Genomic DNA, 17,584 nt, shown 5'->3' on the forward strand with positions numbered 1-17,584 from the left:
CTCACTTCAGGATTCCGGTACGGCCAGCCCGAACAGGCTAGCCGTACCGGAATCTCAGGCGAGGTCCGGACCCGGCGTGTCGACTCCGGGGTGCTCCGGGGCGGAGCCGGTGCCGAAGGTGTCGCGGAGCTGCAGCTCCTGCTCGATCACGCCGGCCAGCCGGCGCACGCCCTCACGGATGCGGTCGGGCTCGGGATAGCAGTAGGACAGCCGCATGTGCTGCTTGCCGCCGCCGTCGGCGTAGAAGCCGGTCCCGGGAACGAACGCGACCCGCTCGGCCACCGCGCGCGGAAGGATCGCCTTGGAGTTGAGCCCCTCGGGGAGCGTCATCCAGACGAAGAACCCGCCGGCGGGGCGGGTCCATGAGCAACCGGCGGGCATCAGCACCTCGAGCGCGCCGAGAAGGGCGTTGCGCCGCTCGCGGTACAGCTCGCGGAACGATTTGATCTGCTCGCGCCACGGCTGGGTGGCGAGGTACTGCCCCACGGCGAGCTGGGTGAAGGTCGAATGGGACAGCACCGCCGACTCCATGGCGAGCACCAGCTTCTCGCGGACCGCGTGCGGGGCGAGCGCCCATCCCACCCGGAAGCCCGGAGCGAGGGTCTTGGAGAACGAGCCGAGATAGACCACGCCATCGGGATCGTCGGCCCGCAGCGCGCGCAGCGGCTCGCCGTCGAACCCGAGCAGCCCGTACGGATTGTCCTCGACGACCAGGACACCAGCCCGCTGGCAGATCTCCAGGACCTGCCTGCGGCGGACCTCGTTGAGGGTCACACCCGCGGGGTTCTGGAAGGTCGGGATGGTGTAGAGGAACTTGACGCGCTTGCCGGCGGTGTGCAGCGCGTAGATGGTCTGCGCCAGCGACTCGGGGATGAGTCCCTGGTCGTCCATCGCGACGTGCACGACCTTGGCCTGGTAGGCGCTGAAGGTGCCGAGCGCCCCGACGTAGGAGGGCCCTTCGGCGAGCACCACGTCGCCGGGATCGATGAAGATCCGGGTGATCAGGTCGAGAGCCTGCTGGGAGCCGACGGTGACGACGACGTCGTCCGCCCCGGCCTCGATCCCCTCCATGCGCATGACCTCGCAGATCTGCTCGCGCAGATCGGGGTCGCCCTGGCCGGAGCCGTACTGGAGTGCGACCGGGCCGCGTCGGGCGACCAGATCGGCGACCAGTTCGCCGACCACGTCGAGGGGGAGAGCCGTGACGTACGGCATGCCGCCGGCGAGCGAGACCACCTCGGGCCTCGACGCGACGGCGAAGAGAGCTCGGACCTCGGAGGCGACCATCCCGGTAGCTCGTGCGGCGTACCGATCGACATAGGCGTCAATTCGCGACCCGTGGGGCGCGGTCGTCCGACCGTGATCGAGCTCGTGCGTCACGGTCCACCTCCGTTCACATAGCCGAGAAACCAGACTACGGCAGTGTGGCTGCTCGATCGTCGCCGGGCCGCTTCCCGGTGACGCGTAGCGATCCCGGACCTGGTGGCCGCCTTCGACGCGCGGACGTACCGCAAGGGGCCGACAGTACGGGGACCAGGCCGGGTCGCTGAGTTACGATGCCAGCGGGAGACGCGGTGGTCGTGTGGTTTTCCGCACATGCGACGGTGTCTTCGGGGGCTCATGTACTCCTCTCGGGGATTGGGGCAACACGTGTCGCGTCGGCTGGCCAACGTCACTCTGGACAACCTCGACGATTTGCCGCGGCGATGCAGGCGCTGTGTCTTCTGGGAACTCGACCCCATGAGCGGTGAGCGTGCCGTGCAGGCCGGTGATCCCGGGCTGGAGAAGGAAGCGTGGATCTCCGCGACCCTCCTGGAGTGGGGGAGCTGCGGGAAGATCGCGTATGTGGACGGTGTGGCCGCGGGCTTCGTGCTGTACGCGCCGCCGCTCTACGTGCCGCGCTCGGTCGCCTTCCCGACGTCGCCGGTCAGTTCGGACGCCGTGCTGCTGATGACGGCGCACATCATCCCCGAGTTCTCGGGTGGCGGGCTCGGCCGGATGCTGGTGCAGGGCGTCGCCAAGGACCTCACCCGGCGCGGGGTCCGGGCCATCGAGGCGTTCGGCGATCTGAAGTGGGAGCAGCCGGGCTGTCTGGTCCCCGCCGAGTATCTGCTGTCCGTCGGGTTCAAGACGGTGCGCCCGCACCTCCGATTCCCGAGGCTCCGGCTGGAGTTGAAGACCGCCGTCTCCTGGCGCGAGGACGTCGAGGTGGCCCTGGAGAGGTTGCTCGGGTCGATGAGTCCGGAGCGGGCGCTTCGACCGGTCTGAGGCCGTCTCAGCGCCTTCGGGCGCCACCGACCTCGTTCCGCGAGAGACGTGACGCCTTCTCAGCGCGATCGAGGTGTCGATGCCCTCCGGTCGCTCGTGGACCCGACGGATGCCGGACCATGTGGAAGCCCCCTGCGCCGCGGACGGCGAGGGGGCTTCGGTGTGGGTGGGTGCCGCCGGAAGGCGGTGGTACGGCTCGCGCCGCAGGGGGCAGATCGTCAGATGATGCCCTCGAGCTCGCGAAGCAGCATCGCCTTCGGCTTGGCGCCGATGATCTGCTTCACGACCTCTCCACCCTTGTAGACGTTCAGCGTCGGGATCTGGAGTACGCCGTAGTCCCGAGGAGTGACGGGATTCTCGTCGATGTTGAGCTTGACGATGGCGAGCCGGTCCGCGTTCTCGGTCGCGATCTCCTCAAGGATCGGCGCGACCTGGCGGCACGGACCGCACCACTCCGCCCAGAAGTCGACGAGGACGGGCTTGTCGCTCTTGAGGACGTCGGCTTCGAAGGTGGCGTCGGTCACGCTCTTGATGGCGCCCAATGTATCTCTCCCCTTGCTCGGTGTGGAGGGTTCAACCGCGGAGCCGGGCCCCGCATTCCCAGGTCAGCTGTTGTGGTGGGCGAGCCAGCGCTCCGCGTCGATGGAGGCGGCGCAGCCCGTGCCGGCGGCGGTGATCGCCTGGCGGTAGGTGTGGTCCACGACGTCGCCCGCGGCGAAGACGCCGTCGATGTTGGTGCGGGTGCTCGGCGCCTCGACCTGGATGTACCCGTCGGCGTCCAGGTTCACCTGGCCCTTGACCAGCTCGGTGCGCGGGTCGTGGCCGATCGCGACGAACAGGCCGCCGACGGCGAGTTCGGTCTCCTCGCCGGTCTTGCGGTTGCGGATCAGCACACCGGTGATCTTGTTCTCGCCGAGGACGTCCACGACCTCGCTGTCCCAGATGAAGCGGATCTTCTCGTTGGCGAACGCCCGATCCTGCATGATCTTGCTGGCGCGCAGCTCGTCGCGGCGGTGCACGACGGTCACCGACGAGGCGAACCGGGTGAGGAAGATGGCCTCCTCCATCGCGGTGTCTCCGCCGCCGACCACGACGATGTCCTGGCCGCGGAAGAAGAAGCCGTCACAGGTGGCGCACCAGGAGACGCCGTGGCCGGACAGGCGCTTCTCGTTCTCCAGGCCCAGCTCCCGGTAGCCCGATCCGGTCGCGAGGATGACGGACTTCGCGTAGAAGGTGCCGGTGTGGGTCTTGACGACCTTGGGGGTGGCGTTCAGGTCGACTTCGATCACGTCGTCGGCGACCAGCTCGGCCCCGAACCGCTCGGCCTGCTTGCGCATGTTGTCCATGAGATCGGGTCCCATGATGCCGTCGGGGAATCCGGGGAAGTTCTCCACGTCGGTGGTGTTCATGAGGGCGCCGCCCGCGGTCACCGACCCCTCGAACACCAGGGGGTTCAGTTCCGCGCGGGCCGAGTAGACGGCCGCCGTGTAGCCGGCGGGCCCCGACCCGATGATGATCACGTTACGGACGTCGCTCAACGGTCTGCCTTTCGATCCGGGTAATGCCAGTCGCGTCAACAGATCCTAGGCGTCCGGGATTCCCGCCACCCGCCACCGCCGCTCCGGTTTCACCCCATCCACCCGAGAACGGGAACAGCCCCCCGCGTGGAAGCGAGGGGCTGTCCGGAAGTTGTCAGCACGGCGGTGCCGTACGCGTCAGTTCCAGGAGGCCAGGCTCTCGGGGCGCAGGCTCTTGCAGGAGGAGTCGACGACCACCACGCGGACCGCGTTGATGTTCTTGTCCTCCCAGAAGGCCATGATCGTGGCCTCGTTGCCGTTGTAGAGCGCCTTGTCGACCCCGATGGGCTTGCGGTCGAGCTGGTTGGAGAACCGCCTGACGCATTTGTCGAGCGACTCGTCGTCGGCGGTACCCGACGCCGGGCCGGCGCCGAAGTAGCCGAGCAGTGAGCCACTCAGCTCGCGGTTGGTGTAGTTGTATCCGCTCGCGGACACGGTGTAGGCCGTCGCCTTCAGCTCGCTCGCCGTCGGGTCGCTGCTCGGATCCGCCTGGCTCGCCACGTACGGCGTCGACCCGCCGCTCTGGGCGGACAGGACGGTGGTGGCCACCCCGGTGCCTCCGATGACGACTGCTGCCGCGGCGGCGGCCACGGCCGGCATCGCCCAGAGACGCCGCCGCTTCTTGGTGACGACGGGCACGATCGTGCCGTCGTCCGCGACGACGCCGAGAGTGGCCGCGGCGGGTACCGCGGGCGCGGTCTCCTCCTGCGGAGCCGTCTCCCAAGGGGCGTCCCGCATGATCCGGCCCCAGTCGGGGGTCTCCACGACGCGGAGCCCGCCGTCGCCGAGATCACGGGACGATTCGGCGGCCAGCGCGCGATCGATGCGCATGGCGACGCCCAACGGCATCGCCGGCACCGGGACCGCTGCCAGCACCTCTCGAACCGCCGCCAGGTCGGCAAGGCTCTCCCCGCAGGGATCGCAGATCGCGAGATGCTCGCGGACCCGCCGGGCCGTGGCGTCGTCGAGGAGACCTTCGGCCAGTTCGGCCAGGATCTCCAGGTCGTAGTGCGTATCACCCGTCACGAAGTTCTGCTCCCTTCGCGGATGAGACGCGAGTTCTGTCCGATCGGTTCCGCAAATGCGAAAGAATGGGGGCAAGTTTGGCGCGTCCGCGTGCGCATCGACTCTTCACCGTCCCAGCGGGGACGCCGAGCACACCTGCCGCGTCCTCCACCGAATAGCCCATCATGTCGACCAGGACCAGGGCCGCCCGCTGGTCCGCGGGCAGCACCTTGAGCGCGGCGGAGACGTCCATCGAGACCTCGCGCTCGCCGGCCTGGTCGGGCATCGGCGTGTCACGCTCGGCGGCCTCGATCAGCTCGTCGTCGGCCACGGGCCGTACCGACTTGCGGCGCATCCTGTCGAGACAGGCGTTCACCACGATGCGGTGCAGCCAGGTCGTGACCGCGGCCTCGCCGCGGAAGCTCTCCGCCTTGCGATAGGCGGAGACGAACGCGTCCTGTACGGCGTCGGCCGCCTCGTCGGGGTCGCCGAGGGTCCGCAGGGCGACGGCCCACATGCGGTCTCGATGGCGCTTGACGATCTCGCTGAACGCGTGGGGATCGCCGCCGATATGGCGGCTCAGAAGGTCGGCATCGCTCACCGCCGACCGGGCGGCGTGCTCAGCCGGAGGGAAGTTCTCAGGTGGGGGATTCACAAGGCCTGCTATGCCGATCCAGGGGAATGCACTATTACGTCATAGATGGTGCCACGATACCTACCCTCATGTGGCGGAAGCCGGGTGAACCAGATCAAAACGTACTGACCGGTCACCGGCTTGCCGGGCGTGAGGGTCACCGTGCCGGAGGCGTCCTTGCTCTCGGCCACGGTCTTCAGCACGCTGAGATCGGCGGCGTTCCCGACCTTGAGCTGGACCGACGCGCCGGGGGTGTTGGCCAGCGAGACGACGACGTCGGAGATCTGGACCGGGCCGTTCATGTCGAGGATGAGCCCGACGCCCTCCTTCAACCGGCCGAACTCCGCGCTGTTGTAGTTCGTCGTGTGCCACTCGGTCGACGGCTTGTTGTCGATGGCGTACGGCGCGAACTGGGGGTTCTCCTCGAGATCGTCGCCGAGGGGGTCGAACCCCGCGGCGCTGACCGGCTTGATGGCCACCGGCTTGGGGATGGCCGTCGGCGACGGAGACGTCGTGGGAGTGGCGACCGGGTTGTTGCCCAGGCTCCTGCCCACCGTCCAGGCGCCGATCCCCACCGCGAGCATGATCATGAGCACCAGCACGGTGACCAGGGCCCGGCTGAGCGTTCCCGACGACGGGCGATGCGGCGGCGTGGGGTTCGGCAGCGTGGGCGGCAGGGGCGGCCGCGAAGCCATCGTGTCCGGACCCTCTGAGTGCAGCACCGCGGGAGGAACCGCGGACACCGGAACCGGGGAGGGCCGGGGCACCTCGGACAACGCGTCCGAGACCTCGGACGGGGTCGTCAGCGGCGTCAGCCCGCGCCTGCTCTCAGGCAGGAGCGTCCGGCAGGTGATGGTGTCCAGATAGCCCGGCACGCCCGCGGTGACCTGGCGCGGGGTGCACAGCCTGCCGTCGTCCGTGGGCGCGGAGGGAAGCCCGGTGTCCTCGTCACTCGGCCAGTGACCGGTCAGCGCGGCGTACAGCAAGCGGCCGAGGCCCTCGGCGTCGTCTTTCGCGGGGTCGTCGCTGGACAGGCCGACGATCGCGGCGTCCACTGCGCAGCCGAGCAGCTTGACCGTGCCGCTGGAGGTCCACACCAGGCGGGCGGGAGTGAGCTGCAGATGGGTCAGCCCGGCCTCGTGCGCGTGCGTCAGCGCCTCGGCGGCCTCGGCCACCAGGGCGGCGCCGCGCTCGGGCTCCAGCCCCCCGGTCGAGATCAGGTCGGCGAGCGAGTCGCCGCTCACCCACTCGCTGACGACGTACGCGGTGCCGTCCTCGTCGGCGGCGTCGAACACCTGGGTCAGACGGGGGTCGGTGAGACGGCTCGCCGCGCGGGCGGCGGTCACGACCTCCTCGACCCGGTCGAACTCGGGGGAGAAGGTGTGCACCGCGACCGGGCGGGCGAGGATCTCGTCGATGGCCTTCCAGAGCGTCACGCCATTGGACTCGCTGACCCGGTCCTCAAGGCGGAACCGGTCGGCCAGACGAGACCCCGGTTCTACCGTGGACATACTCATCAGGCCGCCTTACCCCGCAGCCGACCGGCACGCATCAGACGATGCCGGGTGGATCCGCCCACGCCTTCTCGCTTCCGCTCGCCGGTCGAACTCCTGGCGCACCATGCTAGTGCCGTGCCGGTCCTGCCCGCCTTCCCGTTGGGAGACGCCTCGAACGGGCAGGCGGACACTAGCGCCTTACCCGCCCCGCCACCAGTCCAATGATGGAGCTGACTTCCGGTATCCGCATCTTGTGCGCCGTGGCGAGGTAAAGCACCACGCCGAACCCGCCTCCGGCGGCCAGCATGATCGCCGAGGTGAGCGCGGTGATGTCGGCGAACTGCCGGGTGAGCCACAGCGCGAGCAACGCGATCAGCGCCGCCGGGATCGCCGCGGTGTACATCTGGGAGAGCCCCGAGAACACGTCCCGGCCGCCGAGCCCGCCGACCTTCCGGCTGGCCAGCGTCCAGGCGACACCGCTACCCAGAACATAGGCGATCATGAAGGAGAACGCCAGGCCGATCACGATGTAGCGCGGCGGGAGCATGAAGTACGCGACGAGGCTCAGGGCGGCGTTGATCAGGACGTTCACGCCGCCGAGGATCGTGGGGGTCCGGGTGTCCCCGAAGCTGTAGAACACCCGCAGCAGCAGCTGGAAGATCGAGAACGGCACCAGGGCCAGACCGAAGACCTGCAGCACGTTGCCGATGTAGAGGGCGTTGCCCCCCGTCATCCGGCCCCAGGAGAAGATCAGCGTCGTCACCGCCGGGCCCAGCACCATGAGCAGCATCCCGGCCGGCACGATCACCGACGAGATGAGCCGCACCGCCGAGCCGAACTCCTCCCGCGCCGAGCCGAACTCGCCGTCGGCCACGTACCGGCTCATCCGCGGCAGCATCGCCGTGATCACCGACACCGCGATGATCCCGTACGGGAGCTGGAAGAGCTGGAAGGCGTAGGCGTAGGCGCTGTTGCCCATGCCCGGCGCCTGCTCGCCGGCGCCGGTGGCGAGCTTGGTCGTCACCAGGAAGCCGAGCTGGGTGATGCCCACGTAGACGAACGTCCAGCTCGCCGTCTTCGCGGCCTCTCCGAGCCCGGTGTCACGAAGCCCGAAGCGCGGCCGGAACCGGAACCCGGCCCGGTGCAGGGCGATGATGAGGATGATCGCCTGGGCCACGATGCCCGCCGTGGTCCCGAGGCCGAGCAGGACCAGGTCACGGTCGGTCACCTCCTCGATGTTCGCCGAGGCGCCGCCGATGACGATGTACGCGATGCCGACCCCGATGACGACGATGTTGTTCAGCACCGGCGCCCACATCGGGGCGGCGAACCTGTCGCGGGTGTTGAGGATCGCGCCCGCCAGCGCGCCGATCCCGAAGAAGGCGATCTGCGGGAGGATCAGCATGGCCAGCGTGGTGGCGATCTCGACCTTCCGCGGCGTCCAGTTGTCCGCCGTGTACAGCTGCATGATCGGTCCGGCCAGCAGCACGCCGAGTACGGCGATCACGGAGAGAATGAGGATCGCCAGCGTCATCAGCCGCTGCTCGAACGCCTTGCCCGCGTCGGCGTCCCGCTTCTGCGCCCGCACGATCATGGGCACGATCACGCTGCTCAGCACGCCGCCGATGAGCAGGTCGAACAGGATGTACGGGATCTGGTAGGCCGCGTTGTAGGCGTCACCCAGCGCCCACGTGCCGATGGCCGCGGCGATCACCGCGGTCCGCAGGAAGCCGGTGAGCCGGGACGCCATCGTCCCGGCCATCATGACCGCGCTCGCGCGCAACATCCGACTCATGCCTGCCCCTCGCCTGACGGCTCGGGTCGGCATGCGCCGAAAGCACTGCGCTTATTGATTCGCTCGCTTCGCTCGCTCATGCCTGCCCCTCGCCTGACGGCTCGGGCCGGGATGTGCGGAAAGCTCTGTGATTGTTGGTTCGCTCGCTCATGCCTGCCCCTCGCCGTGTTCGGCGGGTACGGTGCTCTGCTCGCGGGCCGCCCCGGGCGTACCGGGAGGCGGTGACTTGCCGGACCGGCGCCGCAGGATGCGCATGACCACGGCGGCCAGCATGATCGCGAGCGCGGCGCCGACGATGACCAGCGCGATGCCCGTGTAGCCGGTGGCGCGGACGGTCACGTGGACCTCCTTGCCGTACGGCTTGCCGTCGGCGGTCAGGAGCTGCACGGCGATCGTGCTCTCTCCGCCGTTGCCGTGTACGGTCACGGGGACGTTCACCAACTGGCTGCGGTTCTTGAAGATGTCGAGCCGCTCGGTCTCGTAGACCCCTCCCGGCGCGTCGATCCCCAGCCGTGACCTGTCGTCGGACGTCACTCTGATCTTGATCGCGACGCTGTCGGGCAGCGAGTTGTCCACGCTGACCGGCACCTGGCCGTTGGTGCCCGCGAGCGCCCGGGGCGTGTCGATGACCGACACCAGGGCGACCCGCTGCTCGATGGACGCGCGCACCTGCTTGACGAAGCCGCCCGCCCGCTTCGCGTCGCCACGCCAGGAGGCGGAGGCGAGCCGGAGGATGGCGTCACCGAACAGCTTCTGCTGCTCGGCGGTCACCGTCTCGGCGATCTCCGCCTGGCGGCTGAGCTTCTTCACACCGCCCAGATAGGAGCGGGTCAGCTCGGCCGCGCGATCCTGGTCGCTGTACACCAGGTCGGAGCGCGGCACCTGCACCTTGCCGGGCCGTACCGAGTTCAGCGTGGTCAGCTGCAGCCAGGGAGCCGACGACGCCGCCTTGATCAACCCGGACACGAACTCGGGATCGGGGTTCCACAGGCGCGTGGACGGCGCGGCGATCACCGTCCTGGACTGCTGCTGCGGCTGGACGGCCTGCCCGGTCGCCCCCGCCTGCTGCGAGAGCCCGGCCTGTCCCGCCGGCTGCGGCTGCTCGAACGCGATCATCGCGGTCTCGGCGAGGAAACGCTGCCGCGCGAGCAGGGCGGCCCCGGGGACGGACGTGTCCGCGTCGAGGGCCGCGCTGAGCGTGGGGTCGGTGAGCAGCGCGGTGAGCGACCCGGAGACCGTGTCGACGGTCGTCGCCGCGTCCGGCGTCGTGGCGATCTGCGGATCCGGTGGCAGGGTCGCCCCGGACATCAGGACCGTGCGTACCCCCGCCGTCGCCAGCTCGTCGAGGCCGTCGCGATCCAGCGCGCCGCCGACCGGCCACGTCGTCGAGGTCGGGATCTCGCGGCCGAGGACGTCCCCGGCGACCTCCGCGCCCTTCTTGACCGCATCCTGGGTGGGCGCGTCCAGTCCGGCGTGCACCAGCGCCGTCACGTCCGGATCCGCGTACGGCGTGGCCACCACGGGCCTGCTCGTGAGCGCGGCGCGCAGGCCGTCGAGCCAGCGGCGGGCGGCGGGGTCGGCGGCCTTCTTCGCGCCGCCGCTCGCCGTCTTGACGGTGTACTCCCCGGTGGCCGTACGACGGGCGTCGTCGAGCAGCGCGGGATCGACGAACCAGGTGACGGTGCGCCCGCTCTTCTGCACCAGGTCGAGCAGGGAGGCGAGGCGGCCCGTGGAGACCGACGCGCGCAGGTCGTCGTCCATGAAGTCGTCGTCGCTCGCCCGGTGCGGACGGTCCACGATCGGCATCGCCATGGCGAGTTTCACCTTGGGCACCGGCTGCTCGGGCGGCACGTACGTCAGGAACGTGCGCTCGATCTCGATCGACTGCAGGCTGACGCCGTCCTGGACCTCGATGGCGAGGGGGTAGACGCCCTGGCGCGTCATGCCGATATCGCGCGGGGCCACGGTGAACTCGAAGCGCAGTTTCCCGGCCCCGTCGAGCGGCGTGGCCTGGACCTTCGTGCTGTAGGAGGGAGTGGGGTACTCCTGGCCGGTCGCGAAGCTCGCCATCTCCGCCCGCGACCGGAACGGTTGTCCCCAATGGATGCGGACCCGTACGGAGGCCGACGGTGTGCCCGTGACCACACCGGAGATCGTTATTGGGCTGGCCTGGTCCCGTAGCACTCCGGAGCTGATCTGCTCGATCACCAGCGGATCGACCGCCGTCGCCTTGGTCGTCACGGCACTCGTCGCCGCCGTGCCCGCGACAGCCGTACCGGCCATGCCCGTCGGAGCGAGCAGGGCGGTCAGCAGGATCAGCGGAGCGGCCTTACGGATCACGTGCGGGCCAGGTGTGAGGATCGGCGCACGCCCAGAATGGTATGGCCTAAGCCGTCCTCATTGGGCTTGCCAGGGTCGTCAAACCGCGTGGCCGGGGCACTGTCAGGTCCGCGGGCTTGCCCGCCACCAGCGAGAAGAGGCGCGCGGCACGGATTCGCAGTGCCGTGCGTCGTTCGCCCGTGGCGGTGTAGACGGACTCCTCAGGATGGGGGCCGTCGGCGAGTCGCTGGTCGACGAGGACCGCCAGGCCGTCGGGGAGCAGCAGCGGGCAGACGAGCCCGGCGGCGTAGTCGGTCACCGAATTCACCACGAAGGCCGACGCCGTGGAAACACGGTCGGCGCCGAGTATGGCCGCCACCGCGGACGGCGCGGGGACCGTCCCGGCCGCGCCGACCACGGCCACGGGCTCGGCCACGCCGCGCGTCACGGCCTCGAACACCGTGACGCAGACGCACCGGGAGGCCGGGGCGTCGAGGACCTCCGGCAACTCGTCGGCGCATGTCAAGGGACGCGGAAGACGTACGATCTCATGGTGGATCTGGTGGGCGAGGAGCCAGCGGTGAATGGCGAGAGCGTCCTTCATCTCAATGCTCCTTGCCTCGTCCCAGAGCCCCCGGCCCACCCGTAGAACGTGATCGCAGCGTGTCGGGGGAAACCTGTTCCGTGACCGAAGGACGTACCCAGCCTTGTCCGTTTCAAATCTGAGCGACTTTCAGAAACGCGCCGTGGACGACCTGTTCCGGCGGATCGCTCCGGTCGCCGACGAGGTCGGCGCGATGTTCGCCGCGCGCGGCCACGAGTTGGCCCTCGTCGGCGGATCGGTCCGCGACGTCTTCCTCAGCCGGATCGGGAACGACCTGGACCTGACCACGGACGCCAGGCCCGAGCAGGTGCTGGAGATCGTCAAGGACTGGGCGGACGCCATCTGGACGATCGGGATCGACTTCGGCACCGTGGGCGTGCGTAAGGGCGGCTGGTTGCTGGAGATCACCACCTACCGCGACGAGTCGTACGACCGCGCCTCCCGGAAACCCGACGTGGCGTACGGCGACACGCTGGACGGCGACCTCGCCCGCAGGGACTTCGCGGTCAACGCGATGGCGGTGCGCCTGCCGGGCCACGAGTTCGTCGATCCGCACGGCGGGCTCTCCGACCTGACGGCCAAGGTGCTGCGGACCCCGGGCACGCCGGAGCAGTCCTTCGACGACGACCCGCTGCGGATGCTGCGCGCGGCGCGGTTCGCCTCCCAGCTCGGGTTCACCGTCGATCCGAAGGCCGTCGAGGCGATGACGGCGATGGCCGGGCGCATCGAGATCGTCTCGGCCGAGCGGATCCGCGACGAGCTGGACAAGCTCGTCTGCGGCGCGCACCCCCGTGAGGGCCTGTCGCTGCTCGTGGAGACCGGGCTGGCCGCGCACGTTCTGCCCGAGCTGCCGAAGCTGCGCCTGGAGATCGACGAGCACCATCGGCACAAGGACGTCTACGAGCACACGCTGATCGTCCTTGAGCAGGCGATCGGGCTGGAGGATCCCGGGCCCGACCGCGTCCTGCGCTGGGCCGCGCTGCTGCACGACGTGGGCAAGCCCAAGACCCGCAGGAACGAGTCCGCGGGGCGGGTGTCCTTCCACCACCACGAGGTCGTCGGCGCCCAGATGGCCAAGAAGCGGCTGGCGGAGCTGAGGTTCCCCAAGGACGTCGTCGCCGACGTCTCCCGGCTGGTGGAGCTGCACCTGCGCTTCCACGGGTACGGCTCGGGCGAGTGGACCGACAGCGCCGTGCGGCGTTACGTGCGCGACGCCGGACATCTGCTCGACCGCCTGCACAAGCTCACCAGGGCCGACTGCACGACCCGCAACAAGCGCAAGGCCGCCGCGCTGTCACGGACGTACGACCAGCTCGAGGAGCGCATCGCCCGGCTCGCCGACGAGGAGGAGCTCGCCAAGATGCGTCCCGAGCTCGACGGGAACGAGATCCAGGAGATCCTCGGCGTCTCCCCGGGACCGGTCGTCGGCCTTGCGTACAAGCACATGCTGGAAGTGCGGATGGATCTGGGCGTGATCGGCAAGGACGCGGCCCGCGAGGAGCTGCTCACCTGGGCCAGGGCGCAGAACGTCCTGCCCTGACCCGGCGCGCGGTCACCCTCTGCGGTGCATGGCCTGGACGGCGACGAGATCCCGCGTCCGGACCGGGAGCACGCGTGGCAGCCCTACGCGGCGGTGCCGCCGCGCGTCCCGGTCCACGCGGTGCGCCGGACCGAGGGCGTACGCATGCACGCCGGAGGACATCGGCAGGATCACCGGAGCCATGGTCGCGGCCTCAGACGTTCTTTGACGCTCCGACCGTCGCGGCGCCGCCCGACGGGACGAGCAGGCGGTACCCCACCGCCCCCAGCGCGTACACACCCGCGATGACGCCGAGGGCGGTGTACGACTTGCCGTTCGGCGGGAGCATCGTCGCCGCGATCATCGCGCCGAGCACGGTCGTGCCGTTGAAGAGCATGTCGTAGATCGAGAACACCCGGCCGAGATAGATGTCGTCGATGTCCCGCTGCACGACCGTGTCGGCGCAGATCTTGACGCTCTGGCCGCCCACGCCGAGCACGAACCCGGCGACGAGGAAGCCCCACTGATGGAACGGCAGGCAGAGCACCAGCTCCAGAACTCCGCAGCCCGCCAGCATGGCCGGGATCCAGTTCTCGATGCCGAACCGCTCGGCGCCCCACGGCGTGATCAGCGCGGCGACGAAGAACCCCACGCCCGAAGTCGCCACCACCAGGGTGATGCCCTTGAGCGCCACCTCGGCGTCCGTCGTGAAGTAGTACCGGTACAGCATGACCACCAGCGCGATGGACATGCCGTACATCAGGCGGTGGGTGGCCATGGCGCCGAGCGCGGCCGCCGCCGAGCGGCGGGAGAGGATGTGGCGCGCGCCGTTCACGAGCCCGGCCAGGACGTCCCGGATCACCTCGCTCGCGCGCGGCCGGTCCGGGTCGTACGGCGGACCGAGCAGTTCGCGCGGCATCGTGCGCGCGATCAGCGCGCTGAACCCGAAGGCCAGACCCGAGACGACGAGCAGGGCGACGGTGCCGTCGGTGTGCGGGCCGAGCGCGAAGCGGAGCAGGAGCCCGACGCCCGCGCCGACGAACGTCAGCACGGTGCCCGAGGTCGGCGTCACCGAGTTGGCGATCATGAGCCGGTCGGACGGCACGACATGGGGGAGCGACGCTCCGAGCGCGGTGAGGAAGAAGCGGTTGACGCCGAGCACGGCGAGCGCCGCGGTGTAGAAGACGACCTCAGAGGCCCCGCCGGCCAGCAGGGCCGCGGTCAGGACCAGCAGCGTGCCCCGGACGACGGGCGCGACGACCAGGATCTGCCGGCGTGACCAGCGGTCGATGAACACCCCGACGAACGGCCCGAGCACGCTGTACGGCAGGAACAGTACGGCCATGCCGGCCGCGATCGCCGTCGCGGTGGCCTGCTTCTCCGGGCTGAAGAAGGCGAAGCCGGCGACGGCGGCCTGGAAGATTCCGTCGGAGAACTGCGACACCAGGCGGGTTCCGAAGAGCCGCCTGAAATCCCGCCCCCGCAGGACCACACGCAGATCTGAGACGTATGACACGTGCGACAGCCTACGCGGGGCCGTCGGACCGGCGTATCAGGAAGATCCCTGACCCGCCCCTGAAGATATTCATGGTTCGTGAGGATTCCCGGGACAAACCCCGTAACCTCGGTCGTGTGACCAATGACGAACATGTCGTGCTGGTCGACGGCGAGGGAAACCCCATCGGCACGGCCCCGAAGGCCGAGGTGCACGGCACCGACACGCCGTTGCATCTGGCGTTCTCCAGCTACGTCTTCGACCGCGAGGGGCGGCTGCTGCTCTCCCAGCGGGCCGGGCACAAGCTGACCTGGCCGGCGCAGTGGACGAACAGCTGCTGCGGGCATCCGCTGCCGGGTGAGGCCCTTCCCACGGCGGTGATCAGGCGGCTGCGGTACGAACTCGGGCTCGCCGTCGAGAGCGTGGATCTCCTGCTGCCCCGGTTCGCGTACCGGGCGGTCATGGACAACGGGACCGTCGAGAACGAGCTGTGCCCGGTCTACCGGGTGATCGTCTCGGAGGAGGCGGTGCCCAACCCCGAAGAGGTCGACGCGGTCCGCTGGATGCCGTGGAAGCAGTTCGCCGACATGGTGCTGAGCGGCGAGATGGACATCTCGCCCTGGGCGCGGGAGCAGGTGCCGCAGCTCGTGGCGCTCGGGCCCGACCCGCTCACCTGGCCCGTGGGCGATCCGGCGGAGCTGCCCGCCGCGGTCCGCTGACCGGAGGCCGACCGCGACAGGGCCAGAACACGACGAGCACATGATCTGACGACGACGCCCCGGCTCGAACACGAGCCGGGGCGTCCGTCGATTCCGGGCCCCTCGGAGGGGAGGGGCGTCAGCGCTCGAGCTGGCCGCGGATGAACTTCTCCACGGCCTCACGCGCGACGTCGTCGGAGTACTGCTCCGGCGGGGACTTCATGAAGTACGACGAGGGTGACAGCAGCGGGCCGCCGATGCCCCGGTCAAGCGCGATCTTGGCGGCGCGGACCGCGTCGATGATGATGCCCGCGGAGTTGGGGGAGTCCCAGACCTCCAGCTTGTACTCGAGGTTGAGCGGCGTGTCGCCGAACGACCTGCCCTCCAGGCGGACGTAGGCCCACTTGCGGTCGTCGAGCCACGGCACGTGGTCGGACGGGCCGATGTGGACGTCGGCCTTGGCCATCTCGTGCGGGATCTGTGAGGTGACCGACTGCGTCTTGGAGATCTTCTTGGACTGGAGCCGCTTGCGCTCCAGCATGTTCATGAAGTCCATGTTGCCGCCGAAGTTGAGCTGGTACGTGCGCAGCAGCTCGACACCGCGGTCCTCGAACAGCTTGGCCATCACCCGGTGCGTGATGGTGGCGCCCACCTGGGACTTGATGTCGTCGCCGACGATCGGCACGCCGGCCTCGGTGAACTTGGCCGCCCACTCGGGGTCGGACGCGATGAACACCGGCAGCGCGTTGACGAACGCCACCTTGGCGTCGATCGCGCACTGGGCGTAGAACCGGTCGGCCTCCTCGGACCCGACGGGCAGGTAGGACACCAGGACGTCGACCTCGGCGTCCTTGAGTGCCCGCACGACGTCGACCGGCTGCTCGTCGGACTCCTCGATGATCTCGCGGTAGTACTCACCGAGACCGTCGAAGGTGTGTCCACGCTGCACGGTGACGCCCAGGGGCGGCACGTCGCAGATCTTGATCGTGTTGTTCTCGGAGGCCACGATCGCCTCCGAAAGGTCGCGACCGACCTTCTTGGCGTCCACGTCGAAAGCGGCGACGAACTCGACGTCGCCGACGTGGTAGTCGCCGAACTTCACGTGCATCAGGCCCGGCACTCGGCTGGCCGGGTCGGCGTCCTTGTAGTAGTGGACGCCCTGCACCAGTGACGCGGCACAGTTCCCCACACCCACGATGGCTACGCGCACCGAACCCATCGCACTCGCTCCTTTACTCATCTGTCCCGGGCTCTTGGGCCCCGGTGGTCGTGTCCTGTACGGCAGACGGTCGTTCTGTGGTCGTGCTCGGGTCCTCGCGTGCCGCGGTGCCCCGCCGTTCTGAGTCGATCAGCTCGTTCAGCCACCGCACCTCGCGCTCGACCGATTCGAGCCCGTGGCGCTGCAGCTCCAGCGTGTAGCTGTCGAGCCGTTCCCTCGTCCGGGAGAGAGCCGTACGGACGCTGTCCAGACGCTCTTCCAGGCGGCTGCGGCGGCCTTCGAGGATGCGTAGGCGTACCTCCGCCTCCGTGTGACGGAAGAAGGCGAAGTGGATGCCGAAGCTCTCGTCCTCCCAGGCGGACGGTCCGGCCTGGGTGAGCAGCTCGTGCAGCCGTTCTTTGCCTTCGGCGGTCAGCTTGTACACGATCTTCGACCTGCGGCCGATGACGGTGTCCGCCGGCGGCTCCTCTTCGGTGATGAGACCGTCGTTGAGCAGCGCCCTGAGGCAGGGATACAGCGAGCCGTAGGAGAACGCGCGGAACATCCCGAGCAGGGTGTTGAGTCGTTTCCGCAGCTCGTACCCGTGCAGGGGGGTTTCGTGTAGCGAGCCAAGGACGGCGAGCTCCAGCATGCCACCACGTGGGCCGGTCACCGGAACACCCCCTTGTATCTCGCAGATGTATCGAAGCGATACATCCGCAGGATACGTCTGGCTGGCATACCGTGCAACGTGTCAAGCGCGGGGCACGATCCGGTAAAGAGCCGTAATCTGTGTCACATGCGGTCACACTGGACGGCCGGTTCCGCCGGTCGTACGGAACGGGCGGCGTTCTCGCCGATCCGTGGTGATCCTGTGCGCCCGCGCGCTACCCCGAACTGCGGGAGATATTCCGCTTTCCGGCGCCCCGGCCTCGATGTGACCAAGATCACGAACGTTCGGCGGGGGCGATCGGCG

At 69.2% G+C, this 17,584-nt stretch carries 16 protein-coding genes; 3 read left to right on the plus strand and 13 right to left on the minus strand.

Annotated features, from left to right (window positions below; all coding sequences use genetic code 11):
- Window positions 1-54: 54 nt before the first annotated feature.
- Window positions 55-1,287 carry a PLP-dependent aminotransferase family protein gene (locus IMZ11_RS14725; RefSeq protein WP_228641842.1) on the minus strand — a complete coding sequence of 411 codons (1,233 nt, stop codon included), beginning with the start codon at window positions 1,285-1,287 and terminating at the stop codon, window positions 55-57.
- Between the two features lie 363 nt (window positions 1,288-1,650).
- On the opposite strand from IMZ11_RS14725, the gene IMZ11_RS14730 reads away from it, so the two are divergent.
- Window positions 1,651-2,268 carry a GNAT family N-acetyltransferase gene (locus tag IMZ11_RS14730; protein ID WP_308066792.1) on the plus strand — a complete coding sequence of 206 codons (618 nt, stop codon included), beginning with the start codon at window positions 1,651-1,653 and terminating at the stop codon, window positions 2,266-2,268.
- 218 nt (window positions 2,269-2,486) lie between these two features.
- Here the strand turns inward: IMZ11_RS14730 and trxA are convergent, their stop codons facing one another.
- The 8 genes from trxA to IMZ11_RS14770 all read right to left on the minus strand — a co-directional run bounded on the left by trxA (window position 2,487) and on the right by IMZ11_RS14770 (window position 11,698).
- On the minus strand, window positions 2,487-2,810 hold the full coding sequence (trxA, locus tag IMZ11_RS14735; RefSeq protein WP_061256094.1) for a thioredoxin: 324 nt from the start codon (window positions 2,808-2,810) through the stop codon (window positions 2,487-2,489).
- Window positions 2,811-2,873: 63 nt separating this feature from the next.
- Window positions 2,874-3,806 carry a thioredoxin-disulfide reductase gene (trxB, locus tag IMZ11_RS14740; RefSeq protein ID WP_061256096.1) on the minus strand — a complete coding sequence of 311 codons (933 nt, stop codon included), beginning with the start codon at window positions 3,804-3,806 and terminating at the stop codon, window positions 2,874-2,876.
- Between the two features lie 177 nt (window positions 3,807-3,983).
- Window positions 3,984-4,871: an anti-sigma factor gene (locus IMZ11_RS14745; RefSeq protein WP_228641700.1), complete on the minus strand. Its 888-nt coding sequence runs from the start codon at window positions 4,869-4,871 to the stop codon at window positions 3,984-3,986.
- Entirely contained in the window at window positions 4,861-5,505 is a 645-nt protein-coding gene (gene sigM / locus IMZ11_RS14750; protein ID WP_082776921.1) for an RNA polymerase sigma factor SigM, read from the minus strand. The genes IMZ11_RS14745 and sigM overlap by 11 nt, the downstream gene beginning before the upstream one ends.
- 8 nt (window positions 5,506-5,513) lie before the next feature.
- Window positions 5,514-7,001 carry a protein kinase family protein gene (locus IMZ11_RS14755; RefSeq protein ID WP_228641702.1) on the minus strand — a complete coding sequence of 496 codons (1,488 nt, stop codon included), beginning with the start codon at window positions 6,999-7,001 and terminating at the stop codon, window positions 5,514-5,516.
- Window positions 7,002-7,170: 169 nt separating this feature from the next.
- Entirely contained in the window at window positions 7,171-8,775 is a 1,605-nt protein-coding gene (gene murJ / locus IMZ11_RS14760; RefSeq protein ID WP_228641704.1) for a murein biosynthesis integral membrane protein MurJ, read from the minus strand.
- Between the two features lie 147 nt (window positions 8,776-8,922).
- Window positions 8,923-11,115 carry a DUF6049 family protein gene (locus tag IMZ11_RS14765; protein WP_228641706.1) on the minus strand — a complete coding sequence of 731 codons (2,193 nt, stop codon included), beginning with the start codon at window positions 11,113-11,115 and terminating at the stop codon, window positions 8,923-8,925.
- A 46-nt stretch (window positions 11,116-11,161) separates the two neighbouring features.
- On the minus strand, window positions 11,162-11,698 hold the full coding sequence (locus tag IMZ11_RS14770) for an aminoacyl-tRNA deacylase (RefSeq protein WP_228641709.1): 537 nt from the start codon (window positions 11,696-11,698) through the stop codon (window positions 11,162-11,164).
- Window positions 11,699-11,801: 103 nt separating this feature from the next.
- Here IMZ11_RS14770 and IMZ11_RS14775 point away from each other — a divergent pair, with 103 nt between their 5' ends.
- Window positions 11,802-13,238 (plus strand): CCA tRNA nucleotidyltransferase, encoded by a 1,437-nt coding sequence (locus IMZ11_RS14775; RefSeq protein WP_228641711.1) that lies wholly within the window; start codon window positions 11,802-11,804, stop codon window positions 13,236-13,238.
- Window positions 13,239-13,250: 12 nt separating this feature from the next.
- Here IMZ11_RS14775 and IMZ11_RS14780 read toward each other — a convergent pair whose 3' ends face one another.
- Both IMZ11_RS14780 and IMZ11_RS14785 read right to left on the minus strand, forming a co-directional pair.
- Window positions 13,251-13,412: a hypothetical protein gene (locus IMZ11_RS14780; protein WP_228641713.1), complete on the minus strand. Its 162-nt coding sequence runs from the start codon at window positions 13,410-13,412 to the stop codon at window positions 13,251-13,253.
- A gap of 19 nt (window positions 13,413-13,431) precedes the next feature.
- Window positions 13,432-14,733, minus strand: coding sequence for an MFS transporter (locus IMZ11_RS14785; RefSeq protein WP_228641715.1), 1,302 nt, complete (start codon window positions 14,731-14,733; stop codon window positions 13,432-13,434).
- Between the two features lie 116 nt (window positions 14,734-14,849).
- On the opposite strand from IMZ11_RS14785, the gene idi reads away from it, so the two are divergent.
- Window positions 14,850-15,431, plus strand: a complete 582-nt coding sequence (gene idi, locus IMZ11_RS14790) for an isopentenyl-diphosphate Delta-isomerase (protein ID WP_374462273.1) — start codon at window positions 14,850-14,852, stop codon at window positions 15,429-15,431.
- A 118-nt stretch (window positions 15,432-15,549) separates the two neighbouring features.
- Here idi and IMZ11_RS14795 read toward each other — a convergent pair whose 3' ends face one another.
- Both IMZ11_RS14795 and IMZ11_RS14800 read right to left on the minus strand, forming a co-directional pair.
- Entirely contained in the window at window positions 15,550-16,629 is a 1,080-nt protein-coding gene (locus IMZ11_RS14795; RefSeq protein ID WP_228641719.1) for an inositol-3-phosphate synthase, read from the minus strand.
- Between the two features lie 13 nt (window positions 16,630-16,642).
- Complete coding sequence (locus tag IMZ11_RS14800; protein WP_228641721.1) at window positions 16,643-17,281, minus strand: PadR family transcriptional regulator; 639 nt, start codon at window positions 17,279-17,281, stop codon at window positions 16,643-16,645.
- Between the last annotated feature and the right edge of the window lie 303 nt (window positions 17,282-17,584).

Source organism: Microtetraspora sp. AC03309 (assembly GCF_020826795.1).
Lineage (GTDB): Bacteria > Actinomycetota > Actinomycetes > Streptosporangiales > Streptosporangiaceae > Microtetraspora > Microtetraspora glauca.

Coding starts and splice junctions, on each gene's coding strand:
- IMZ11_RS14725 (WP_228641842.1), bottom strand. CDS start 1,287: ATGGTCGCCTCCGAGGTCCGAGCTCTCTTCGCCGTCGCGTCGAGGCCC.
- IMZ11_RS14755 (WP_228641702.1), bottom strand. CDS start 7,001: ATGAGTATGTCCACGGTAGAACCGGGGTCTCGTCTGGCCGACCGGTTC.
- murJ (WP_228641704.1), bottom strand. CDS start 8,775: ATGAGTCGGATGTTGCGCGCGAGCGCGGTCATGATGGCCGGGACGATG.
- IMZ11_RS14770 (WP_228641709.1), bottom strand. CDS start 11,698: ATGAAGGACGCTCTCGCCATTCACCGCTGGCTCCTCGCCCACCAGATC.
- IMZ11_RS14795 (WP_228641719.1), bottom strand. CDS start 16,629: ATGGGTTCGGTGCGCGTAGCCATCGTGGGTGTGGGGAACTGTGCCGCG.